The following is a 12,131-nucleotide window of genomic DNA, read 5'->3' as shown; positions in this document are numbered from 1 at the left end:
GCCCTTCATTCTTCGTTACTTTGCTTATTCCAAATACAAATAATGATGCGTTTAGTTTTTATAGGGGTGATCCTGCTTTTAATAGAGTTGTATGCTTTTCAGGCGGTGAAAACCATTACCAGAGAGCGTTGGGTTCTTATTGCCTATCAGGTAATCAGTTTTTTAGCTTTCGCTTATATTTTGTACGGTTTCAGTCAGTTTGACCGTAAGGTGGGGCAAAATGCGCAATCGCTGTTTACTATCGGTTTGTTTTTGCTGATGCTGGTTCCGAAATTATTGGTAGCCGTAATTCTTTTGGGAGAAGATTTTTTCAGAATGTTCGCCACCATCATCAATTATTTTACGCAGACCGACAGTATTGCAGAGTCGATACCCGGACGAAGGAAATTTATAAGTCAGATTGCGCTGGGTATCGCGGCGATTCCGCTAACGTCGTTGTTGTATGGAATGACCAAGGGGAAATATAATTATAAAGTAATTCGTCAGACCTTATTTTTTCCTGATTTGCCGGAAAGTTTCGATGGTATGACGATCACTCAGATATCGGATATTCATAGCGGAAGTTTTGACAATGCCGAAAAGATTGAATATGCTATTGATTTGGTGAATCAGCAAAAATCGGATCTGGTGCTTTTTACCGGGGATATCGTGAATACCCATGCCACGGAAATGCACCCTTGGATTGATACTTTCCGTAAAATTGAGATGCCGAAATTTGGAAAATATTCGGTTTTGGGAAATCATGATTACGGCGAATATGTCGAATGGCCATCCCAAGCGGCTAAAAAAGAGAATTTTGAAGCTATTAAGGATTTGTACCGTCAGATTGATTTCAAATTACTGCTGAATGAAAACGTCAAAATAAAAAATGGCGGAGAAGAAATTGCTTTGATCGGTGTTGAAAACTGGGGTGTGAAGTTCAAACAGGCTGGTGATTTGGCTAAAGCGTCCCTCGGAGTCAAAAAAGAGGACTTTAAGATTCTGATGAGTCATGATCCTTCCCATTGGAATGCCGAAGTGCAGCATCACGAAAATCATTACCAACTCACCTTGTCCGGTCATACACACGGTTTGCAGTTCGGTATCGAAATTCCGGGAATTATACGCTGGAGTCCTGTGCAATACGTGTACAAACAATGGGCCGGCCTCTATGAAAATTTGGGCCGTTACATCTATGTAAACCGCGGTTTCGGGTTTCATGCCTATCCGGGAAGGGTTGGTATTTGGCCGGAAATAACAGTAATTCAACTAAAAAAAGGAGAAAGAGTAGCATAAATGCGTAAAAATGCTATATTTGTATACTATTTTTTTAAGAACAAAAGTTTTTAATTAATCTAAATTTCTCGCTTATGTCAAAATTTGGAGAACTAATCAATACACAAGTACCCGTTTTAATCGATTTCTATACCGATTGGAATGAGTCTTCTGTTTCCATGCATCCGGTAATCAGGGATGTTGCTGCGGCACTTGGCGATAAGGCAAAAGTGATTAAAATTGACGTTGATAAAAATCAGGAGTTGGCAGAGGCTTTACGAATTAAGGGGTTGCCGACTTTAATGATTTATAAAGAAGGTCAGATGGTCTGGAGACAATCCGGGGAATTAGATGCGAATACCATTATCGGTCTTGTTCAGGAAAATTCCTAATCGATTGTAGCAAACTGAAATCCTTTTTCTTTTAAAATTTTAATCGCTTTAGGCAGGACATATTCCACATTCCGGAAAGCTTTTTTGCTGTCGTGAAATACGATGATGGATCCTTGCGCCGTATTTTCTACTACGTTAGACAGGCATTTTTCGGGAGAAACCTTGTAGTCGAAGTCGGCACTTAAAACATCCCACATTATTATTCTATATCCTTTTTTTCGCAATTGGGCAGATTGCAAAGGACGTATTTTGCCATAAGGAGGGCGGAAAAGTTTAGATTTCAGATTGCTGGTTGCAGTCTGCAGATTTTTTGTTAGAGAAGTTTCGTTTTTTTGTGAGCTATTTTCTGGCGGTTGAATTCCGATTTCTGCTGTCTGTTGCCTGCTGTCTGCTGCCTGCTGTCTGTTGTTTGTCATCTGTATTCTGATCTCTTCCTCACACAAACGAATGTTTTCCAGATATGCTTTGTTGGTTGTTTTCCAGCCCTGCAAATGATGATAGGTGTGGTTTCCTATGGAATGTCCTTCTGAAACTATTTTTCGAAAAAGGTCCGGATGTTTTCGGATGTTATCGCCGATGCAGAAAAAGGTGGCTTTCACGGCGTGTTCTTTTAAAACGGACAATATCCACCCTGTGGCCTCTGGAGTAGGGCCATCATCAAAAGTGAGGTAGATTTTCTTTTCGGTATTCGGGAGGTCCCAAACCTGATTGGAAAATATCTGTTTGATGATTTTGTTCGTTTTTATCCAGTAAAAATCCATGCTTTGATTTGAAAATTTAATGACTCGTCAATTTGGAATTAGGACATCCTAATTTAAGATAAAATGCGCACCGATTAAAATAAAAAATGTAGTAATTCTGATGAATTACTACATTTTCAAATTATCTCATTTTCTTCCGAAAAAAACATTGTTTGCCCAAGGTTGTCAGGAACCTACTTTTTTATTTCATTGGAAGAAAAATGTTTTTTGATGCAGGTTTCAATTTAATTTACTCCATGTCTCTTTCAAAAAGGGGGAACAGTTTGTTGTAGCTGTTAAATTTGGCTCTGTTCTGATTGTAGAATTCCATATCGCCTCTTTTTTTCATTACTTCCAGTAATCCTCTGTAGCTTTCGATTTCCGTAACGATATCAACATACGCCTCATTCTGATCGGTAGGTTTTAAGGTACTGTAATACATGAGGTTCTCCTGATATTTTTTCATCAGTTGGGACAGGACAGCTCTTGCTTTCGCTTTTTCGCCAATTTCATAATACCCACCAGCAAAAGGGTCTACAAAACGATAATAGTTGAAGTAGTCAATCGGCATTTTTGTCATTGCCAGGTCTATCACTTTTTTGGCTTTGTCTTTTTTGCCTTCGTTGATTAAAGCTTCCATCAAACGCGATAAATTGGTTCTGTAGGAAATACTGTTTTTACGGGTTTCCGGGTCGTGATAAATATTCGGACTCTCACTATTGCCCCAATCCCACGACATTACGTTTTTATACATTTTTTCCGTATCGATAAAGCCCATTTCAAATTGGTTGGATTCTTCGTTACGAGTTGTTTTTACAGGAACCAAACGGTAGACCATTCCTTCCAGTTGAAGGTATTCCTTCATCCAGATGTAATCTTCGTCGTCAAAACTTCCAGGGGAGAAATAAATAGGGCGTTTCCAGTTGTTGTTGGCTACAACGTCCAGCATCATTAATCGGTTTTTGTAAATTACGCCTCCTCTGATATCCACATCGATGCTTGAAACGATAGAGTCATTCAGGTGTGGCGCAACCACCTTGTTTTTGATAACCGTGTTTTTATCGACGGGAATACTGATCTTGTCGGTAGGATAGAATTGGACTTTCTGTCCGTTAGGCATGGTTTCCATTGTTCGTTCGTCTCCGGATTCGATGAATTTCAAAAACTGTTCGATTGGAATTCGTTCTTTCGTCAGTTCCTTATGAATAACATAATCACGGGTGCCCGCCACATATTGGTTGTGTGTAAAACGGATAGGTAATGGTTCCGATTTGTATGCTTTGGCCTTCATTTGGTCGATATACCAGTCGGTTGCAAAAAGCTGTGTATTTACAATTCTTACATCCGTTCTGTAGCCTTCAATTTCCTGTGCATACCACAAAGGGAAAGTGTCATTGTCACCAATAGTAAATAAGATGGCGTTTGGTTCACAGGAATCAAGATAGGATTTTGCCATAGCAATCGCGGTATATCTGTCCGAACGATCGTGGTCGTCCCAGTTTTCTTTAGCCATTAATATTGGGGCTGCAAATAAAGAAACGATAATAACAAGTGGAACTGCGATTTTTGGTTGCAGGATTTTTTTAACGGTGTCATAAATAGCATACACGCCAAAGCCTAGCCACATTGCAAAAACGTAGAAGGAGCCTACAACGGCATAATCTCTTTCTCTTGGTTCGAAAGGACGCTCATTCAGGAAGATTTTCAAAGCGAAACTTGTGAACAGGAAAAGGGCTAATAAGACATAAAAGCTCTTCAGGTCTTTTTTGGCATGGAATACCATTCCGATGATGGCTAATATGAAAGGCAGGAAAAAATAGGTATTTCTTGCTTTGTTGTTCAGTACGTCCGGCGGAAGGTTTTCCTGTGATCCAAGGTGTATTTCGTCGATAAAATTGATTCCGCTTAACCAGTTTCCGTTCTGGGAGTCATATTTTCCCTGGATGTCGTTCTGACGGCCTGCAAAGTTCCATAGTAAATACCTCCAGTACATGTATCCGAACTGGTATTCGAACATAAATTTCATGTTGTCTCCAAAAGAAGGTTTTTCAATGATCAGGTAGTCGCCATAGGATTTCAGGAATTTATCATAACCGTCAAGGCCAATTTTTCCTGCTGCAAACGCGCTTCTGAATTCGGAAACGATTTGTACCAGTTCGTCTTCGTGGGAATACTCTGGGTTGATGGTGAAGTCCAGTGGTTTTGTAAACGTCATGTAATTCACGCGGGCATCCTCGCTGTCGCCGTACCACATTCTGGGTAATACACCATTATGTTTGTCGTCTGCGTTGCTTTTTGCGTTTACGTAATTGTTTACGATTACATATTTACCTGTTTTGTAATCTCTTTCGTAGTTGGGTTTGTCGTCTTCATAAGGCTTGTCTTCGTCTAAACCGGCATAGGTTTCTGAAAATAGCGGGCCGTAGAAAGTTTTTTGTTCTCCGTATTGCTCACGATTGTAATAAGCCAAAACCTCTGCAGCATCCGAAGGTTTGTTTTCGTTGATTACCACGTTTGCATTGGCGCGAATCGGAAGCATTAACCAGGTTGAGAATCCGATTAAAACGAACAGAACGCAAAGTAAGATAGTGTTGTAAAAAGGAAGTTCTTTCTTTTTGGTGTAATTTAATCCGAAATAGAAGAACGCGATGATCAGTAAAAGGGCGAATATGGTGCCGGAGTTGAACGGCAGTCCAAGGCTGTTTACCATGAAGATTTCTGTCTTTCCGAAGAAGGCTAATGTGTAGGGAAGTAAAAATTTGAAGACAAAGAATAAAACCGCCACCATTACAATATTGGCTATAATGAAGTTTTTAATGGTGATTTTTTCGTAATTCTTAAAGTAGTACAGTAATCCTATGGACGGAATCGTTAGTAAGGCCATGAAGTGAACCCCGAAGGAAAGACCGATTACAAGAGAGATCAGTAGTAACCATTTGTTTCCGCGCGGAGTATGCATTTCTTCTTCCCAGCGCAAGCCCATCCAAAGTAATAAGGCAATGAATAAAGAGGCCATGGCGTATACTTCCGCTTCGGTGGCACTGAACCAGAAACTGTCTGTAAAGGTGAAGGCTAAAGAACCTACAAAAGCACTTCCCAGTATCACGATTGAGTTTTCTTTACTTAAAACGGAATACGATAATATTATTTTTTTTAAAATAAGTGTCATCGACCAGAACATAAACAATATGGTAAATGCACTCGAGAAAACTGAGGTCATGTTAACCATTAATGCTATTTTGTCGGCGCTTGGTGCGAACATTGCAAAGAAGGCGCCAATCATTTGAAAGAGCGGTGCTCCGGGTGGATGTCCGACTTCCAGTTTTGCTGAAGTGGCGATGTATTCTCCACAGTCCCAAAAACTTAGCGAAGGTTCTACAGTTAAAGTGTAGGTTATAAGCGCGATGGCAAACGTAAACCATCCTAAAATGGTGTTCCACTTTTTGAAGTTTAAAGTAGTCATATAAGATATGTCGATTTTTTCAGATTGAATTCTACTACAAAGAAACTCTTTTTTTGCATATAGAAACATGCAAATAATTTTTTTAATATTTTTTTATAGAAAAATTTGGATTGAAAAAAATATATACTACATTTGCACCCGCAATCACAATGATAGCAATGGTTATTGGCCTATGGTGTAATGGTAACACTCCGGTTTTTGGTACCGTCATTCAAGGTTCGAGTCCTTGTGGGCCAACAAAAAATCCTCTCAATTTGAGAGGATTTTTATTTTATGTTTTTTTTATTTTTTTACTCTAGAAGTTGTTCTGGTTTTGTTTTGTATAAAATTATAGTATATTTGTACCCGCTATCGCAAGATGGTGTTGGTTATTGGCCCATGGTGTAATGGTAACACTCCGGTTTTTGGTACCGTCATTCAAGGTTCGAGTCCTTGTGGGCCAACAAAAAAAATCCTCTCAATCTGAGAGGATTTTTTTATTTTAATATGATGTTGAATTAGTTGATATAAAAAAAAGTCTGCTTACTAAGCAGACTTTTTTGTTTTTTATGTTGTTTTCTTAAATTAGATTTTGAAAGTCACAACGGGTCTTACAGAGTGGTTTACTAAATCCTCACTGATGCTTCCGTTAAAGAAATGCGCAAGGCCTCTTCTTCCGTGTGTGCTCATTCCGATTAAATCGGCTTCGATGCTGTTGGCGAAATTCAAAATACCTTTTTCCACATTTACGTCGTTATATATGTGTGTGGAAAAATTGTCAATTTTGTATTTGGAAACGAAATCAGCCATGATTTTCTCGGCAACTGCTGTTGATTTGAAGTTGTTAGGCGTGTTTACGGAAACTAAGTGTAAATGTGCACCAAATTTGTTGGTGAATTCTACTGCTTTTTCAAAAGTTTTGGATACTTCGTCTGAGAAATCAGATGCAAAAACAAATTTATTAACGTTGAAATCGCTCATTTCTTTTTTGATTACCAAAACCGGAATGTCTGAGGTTCTAACCACTTTTTCGGTGTTGGAGCCGATTATCATTTCTTTGAAACCGTTCACGCCGTGTGATCCCATCACGATTAAATCGATATTGTTGGTTTTGCTGATGTCGATAATTCCTGTAAAAGTGGATTGTAGTTTGATGATTTCGGAAACTTCAATGCCTTCCAGAAAACTGGCTTGGGTAAGCTCGTCTAATTTTTCTTCAGCTCTTTTTTTGAAATACATGATTTCGGGTATTGCATGACCTTGGGATTGAGCGTCGCTTCCTTCGTGCGGAAGATCAAGCATATGTAGTAAGAAAATTTCTCCGTCGTTTTTTTTGGCAATTTGTGCGGCTACTCTAAGGGCATATTCTGCATGGTTTGAAAAATCTGTTGGTACTAAAATTCGTTTCATAATTATTAATGTGAGAAATTGGAGTTAATTTAGTTTTTATAAAGGTATAAATTTATTTAGAAATGACAATGATTTTTAAATATTTAAAAAAAAATGTATATTTGCACAGTTATTTATTACCGAACTAGATAATGAGGCACGCCATGCGTGCCTCTTTTTATACAAATATGACATTTAAAGAAAAAGTAAATAATGTTCTCAGTGAAGCTTTGGAGCAAAGGCCATCGCTTTTTCTGATTGATCTGACGATTACCGAGGCATTCAAAATTATCGTAACTTTAGACGGTGATAATGGGGTTGTTCTTCAGGATTGTATTGATGTCAGCAGAGCTATCGAGGATAATCTGGATAGAGAAGAACAGGACTTTTCGTTGGAGGTAGCATCGGCAGGTGCAACATCGCCTTTGAAATTAGTGCGACAGTTTAAAAAAAACATTGGGAGAAAACTGAAAGTGACAACCGCAACCGAGAAAATCGAAGCGAACATCACTGAAGCCAATGATGAGTTTATTGTTTTGGAGTGGAGCGCAAGGGAACCAAAGCAAGTTGGAAAAGGGAAAGAGACTGTTCAGAAAAGAGCAGAAATCAAATACGAAGATATTAAAGAAGCAATTGTTATAATAACATTTTAAATAGAGAGTTGGCATGGAAAATATTGCATTAATCGAGTCGTTTTCAGAGTTTAAAGACGATAAACTTATCGATAGAGTTACCTTAATGGCGATTTTAGAAGATGTGTTTAGAAATGCATTGAAAAAGAAATACGGTTCAGATGATAACTTCGATATCATTATCAATCCTGACAAAGGGGATATGGAAATCTGGAGAAATCGTGTGGTGGTTGCTGATGGTGAAGTAGAGGATGAGAATTCTGAAATTTCGTTGTCGGAAGCCAGAAAAATCGAACCGGATTTTGAAGTGGGTGAGGATGTTTCTGAAGAAGTGAAATTAATACAATTGGGTAGAAGAGCGATTTTGGCCTTACGTCAGAATCTGATTTCTAAAATTCATGAGCATGATAATACGAATCTTTACAAACAATTTAAAGATTTAATTGGCGATATTTATACGGCTGAAGTGCATCATGTTCGTCCAAAAGCTGTAATTTTGGTGGATGATGAAGGAAACGAAATCGTGCTGCCGAAAGAAAAACAGATTCCGTCCGACTTTTTCCGCAAAGGGGATAACGTTCGTGGGATTATTGAAAGCGTTGAATTAAAAGGAAATAAGCCGCAGATTATCATGTCAAGAACATCTGAGAAATTCCTTGAAAAATTATTCGAACAGGAAATTCCTGAGGTGTTCGACGGTTTGATTACGGTTAAAAAAGTGGTACGAATTCCGGGTGAAAAAGCGAAAGTGGCCGTGGATTCTTATGATGACAGAATCGATCCGGTTGGAGCATGTGTGGGTATGAAAGGTTCCCGTATTCACGGTATTGTTCGTGAATTAGGTAACGAGAATATCGACGTGATCAACTATACAACAAATACACAATTATATATTACAAGAGCATTGAGTCCTGCAAAAGTTTCTTCGGTTAAGATCGATGAGGACAAAAAAGCAGCAGAAGTGTTCCTGAAATTAGAAGAAGTTTCCAAAGCAATTGGACGTGGCGGGCACAACATCAAATTAGCAGGTTTGTTAACCGGGTACGAATTGGATGTTATCCGTGAAGGAAATATTGCTGAAGAAGAGGATGATGTTGAATTAACAGAATTCTCAGATGAGATTGACGGATGGGTTATCGACGAGTTTGCGAAAATTGGCTTGGATACGGCAAGAAGCGTGCTGAAACAGGATGTTGCCGATTTAGTAAGACGAACTGATCTTGAAGAAGAAACTATTTTGGATGTTATGCGAATTCTGAAGAACGAGTTCGAAGAATAGCCCGCAATAACAACAACACACACGCATTAAGGTAATAATAAAAAGATTATATGTCTGAAGAAAGAGTAATAAGAATTAACAAGGTTTTAAGGGAATTAAACATTTCTCTAGATAGAGCTGTGGACTATTTGAAAGATAAGGGTCATACCATCGAATCAAGTCCGAACGCCAAAATTTCTAATGAGGAATACTCTATCTTGTGCGGTCAATTCTCTGCTGATAAAGGAAAAAAAGTAGCTTCTCTTGAGGTGAGTGAAGAAAAGAAGAAGGAAAAAGAAGCCCTTCGTATCGAGCGTGAAAGAGAGATTGAGGAAAAACGCAAACAAGACGAGGAAAGACAACGTCAGGAAGTAATCAAAGCCAGAGCATCCCTAGCGGGGCCTAAAGCGGTTGGTAAAATTGATCTTGAGCCCAAAAAGCCGGAAGTTGTTGCTGAAACACCATCTTCAGAGAAAATCGAAAAGCCGGTTGAGCCTACTCCGGAAAAAGTGGTTGAAAAACCAGTTGCGGCTGAAAAACCAGTTGTGGAAGAGGTTAAAGCGGTGGAAAAGGTTGAGCCGATTCAACAAACTGAAAAAGTTGAAAAAGCGGAACCGGTAGAAAAAATCGAGAAAAAAGAAGCTCCTGTAGTGGCTGTGGCTCCAGCAGCTGTCGAACCTGTGGAAGACGAAAAAATCGAAACACAATACCAAAAACTTACGGGTGCAACTTTTACCGGTCAGACTATTGATCTTTCTCAGTTCAATAAGCCTAAGAAAAAGAAAGAAGATTTCAAAAAAGACGCGGCTATTAAGCCTAATGCTCCCGGAGCCCAAGCGGGTCAGGGACAAAGTAATGCGAATAAAAATAAAAGAAAACGTATTCCGGGTAAACCAGGAGCGCCGGGAACCGGAACACCAGGTCAAGGTGGTGGTGCTCAAGGCGGTGCTAACAGACCAGGTGGCGGAAAATTCGGACCGAACAAACCAGGTGGTGGAGGATTCCAAAAAGGAAACCGTCCGGCTATTGTGGCGAAAGTGGAGCCGACCGAAGAAGAAGTTAAAAACCAAATCAAAGAAACTTTAGAAAGACTTCAGGGTAAAGGAGGGAAATCTAAAGCGGCAAAATACAGAAGAGACAAACGTGATTCTCACCGTCAGAAATCTGATGATGAACAAAGAGCAATCGAAGAAGGAAGCAAAGTGCTTAAAGTAACGGAATTCGTTACCGTAGGTGAAATTGCAACCATGATGGACGTGCCTATCACGAAAGTAATCGGTACTTGTATGTCGCTTGGAATCATGGTTACCATGAACCAACGTTTGGATGCTGAAACTTTATCTATTGTTGCTGATGAGTTCGGTTATGAAGTGGAATTCATTACAACGGATATCGAAGAAGCTATCGAAGTGGTTGAAGATCGTCCGGAAGATTTAACACACAGAGCACCAATCGTAACGGTGATGGGTCACGTTGACCACGGTAAAACATCCTTGTTGGATTACATTCGTAAAACCAATGTAATTGCTGGGGAGTCCGGAGGTATCACGCAGCACATCGGAGCGTACGGAGTGGAGTTAGACAACGGTCAGGAAATCGCTTTCCTTGATACACCGGGTCACGAAGCGTTTACCGCGATGCGTGCACGTGGAGCTCAGGTTACCGATATCGCGATTATCGTGATCGCAGCCGATGATGACATCATGCCACAAACCAAAGAGGCAATCAGTCACGCTCAGGCAGCTGGGGTTCCGTTGATTTTTGCCATCAATAAAGTGGATAAACCGAATGCGAATCCGGAAAAAATTAAAGAGCGTTTAGCAGCCATGAACTTGTTGGTGGAAGACTGGGGTGGTAAATACCAATCTCATGATATTTCAGCCAAAACAGGATTAGGTGTTAAAGAATTATTGGAAAAAGTATTGCTTGAGGCTGAAATTTTAGACCTGAAAGCAAATCCGAATAAACCAGCTGTTGGAACAGTTGTTGAAGCGCAATTGGACAAAGGTCGCGGTTATGTGTCAACAATCCTAGTGCAGGCAGGTACCTTGAAAGTAGGTGATTATGTGTTGGCCGGTAAAAATCACGGAAAAGTGAAAGCCATGTTTGATGAGCGTGGAAATTCCGTGAAAGAAGCAGGTCCATCCACACCAATTTCTATCTTAGGTCTTGACGGTGCACCTACTGCTGGAGACAAATTCAACGTGTTTGAAGACGAAAGAGAAGCAAAACAAATTGCAGCAAAACGTATGCAGTTGTTGCGTGAGCAGTCTGTTCGTACACAAAAACACATTACACTTGCCGAGATCGGTCGTCGTATCGCATTAGGTCAGTTTAAAGAATTAAACATTATCCTTAAAGGAGATGTGGACGGTTCAGTGGAAGCGTTATCGGATTCCTTCTCTAAATTATCGACTGAAGAAATTCAGATTAAGATTATTCATAAAGGAGTAGGGGCGATTACCGAATCGGATGTATTGTTGGCTTCGGCTTCTGATGCGATTATTATCGGATTTAACGTTCGTCCTGCAGGAAATGCGAAACAATTGGCTGATAAGGAAGAAATCGACATCCGTCACTATTCGATCATCTATGATGCTATCGACGATTTGAAAGATGCGATGGAAGGTATGTTGTCTCCGGAAATGAAAGAAGAGATTACCGGTACTGCTGAAATCAGAGAGTTGTTCAAAATTTCAAAAGTGGGAACTATTGCCGGATGTATGGTTACTGACGGTAAAATTCTTAGAAATGCGAGAATCCGCTTAATCCGTGAAGGTGTGGTTATTTACACCGGTGAATTATTAGCATTGAAGCGTTTCAAAGACGATGTGAAAGAAGTTTCTAAAGGATACGATTGTGGTATGCAGATTAAAAACTACAACGACCTTAAAGAATACGACTTGATCGAATGCTTCCATGAAGTGGAAGTGAAAAAGAAACTTAAATAATTTAATAAGTTCAGATATAAAATCCCGATTCGTCGGGATTTTTTTGTTACCAGATATGGGTATAGTACAATAT

8 protein-coding genes and 2 tRNA genes are annotated in these 12,131 nt (G+C 39.6%); 7 read left to right on the top strand and 3 right to left on the bottom strand.

The genetic code is table 11. The annotated features are described in order from the left end of the window. Positions 1–42 precede the first annotated feature (42 nt). Complete coding sequence (locus tag FLJC2902T_RS04690) at positions 43–1,275, top strand: metallophosphoesterase (RefSeq protein ID WP_023578623.1); 1,233 nt, start codon at positions 43–45, stop codon at positions 1,273–1,275. A gap of 74 nt (positions 1,276–1,349) precedes the next feature. Further along, positions 1,350–1,646 (top strand): thioredoxin family protein, encoded by a 297-nt coding sequence (locus FLJC2902T_RS04685; RefSeq protein WP_023578622.1) that lies wholly within the window; start codon positions 1,350–1,352, stop codon positions 1,644–1,646. Here FLJC2902T_RS04685 and FLJC2902T_RS04680 read toward each other — a convergent pair. Further along, positions 1,643–2,407, bottom strand: a complete 765-nt coding sequence (locus tag FLJC2902T_RS04680; protein WP_023578621.1) for a polysaccharide deacetylase family protein — start codon at positions 2,405–2,407, stop codon at positions 1,643–1,645. The two genes, FLJC2902T_RS04685 and FLJC2902T_RS04680, sit on opposite strands and share 4 nt — an antisense overlap. Before the next feature lie 229 nt (positions 2,408–2,636). Then, positions 2,637–5,849, bottom strand: coding sequence for a glycosyltransferase family 117 protein (locus tag FLJC2902T_RS04675; protein WP_035677278.1), 3,213 nt, complete (start codon positions 5,847–5,849; stop codon positions 2,637–2,639). Between the two features lie 166 nt (positions 5,850–6,015). On the opposite strand from FLJC2902T_RS04675, the gene FLJC2902T_RS04670 reads away from it, so the two are divergent. Then, positions 6,016–6,086, top strand: a tRNA-Gln gene (locus tag FLJC2902T_RS04670). 135 nt (positions 6,087–6,221) lie between these two features. Then, positions 6,222–6,292 (top strand) — tRNA-Gln (locus tag FLJC2902T_RS04665). 121 nt (positions 6,293–6,413) lie between these two features. On the opposite strand, the gene FLJC2902T_RS04660 is transcribed toward FLJC2902T_RS04665, so the two are convergent. Continuing rightward, a complete protein-coding gene (locus FLJC2902T_RS04660; RefSeq protein ID WP_023578619.1) occupies positions 6,414–7,238 on the bottom strand; it encodes a universal stress protein in 825 nt (274 codons plus the stop codon). A 167-nt stretch (positions 7,239–7,405) separates the two neighbouring features. Between FLJC2902T_RS04660 and rimP the strand changes: the two genes are divergently transcribed. The 3 genes from rimP to infB all read left to right on the top strand — a co-directional run bounded on the left by rimP (position 7,406) and on the right by infB (position 12,058). Continuing rightward, the gene (gene rimP / locus FLJC2902T_RS04655) at positions 7,406–7,870 is read left to right on the top strand and encodes a ribosome assembly cofactor RimP (RefSeq protein WP_035677433.1); all 465 of its coding nucleotides are present in this window, start codon (positions 7,406–7,408) and stop codon (positions 7,868–7,870) included. A gap of 13 nt (positions 7,871–7,883) precedes the next feature. Continuing rightward, on the top strand, positions 7,884–9,128 hold the full coding sequence (gene nusA / locus FLJC2902T_RS04650) for a transcription termination factor NusA (protein ID WP_023578617.1): 1,245 nt from the start codon (positions 7,884–7,886) through the stop codon (positions 9,126–9,128). A 1,007-nt stretch (positions 9,129–10,135) separates the two neighbouring features. Further along, positions 10,136–12,058 (top strand): translation initiation factor IF-2, encoded by a 1,923-nt coding sequence (infB, locus tag FLJC2902T_RS04645; protein WP_394331689.1) that lies wholly within the window; start codon positions 10,136–10,138, stop codon positions 12,056–12,058. Positions 12,059–12,131 lie beyond the last annotated feature (73 nt).

This window comes from Flavobacterium limnosediminis JC2902, assembly GCF_000498535.1.
GTDB lineage: Bacteria > Bacteroidota > Bacteroidia > Flavobacteriales > Flavobacteriaceae > Flavobacterium > Flavobacterium limnosediminis.
This window is presented reverse-complemented; position numbering and strand designations above follow the sequence as displayed.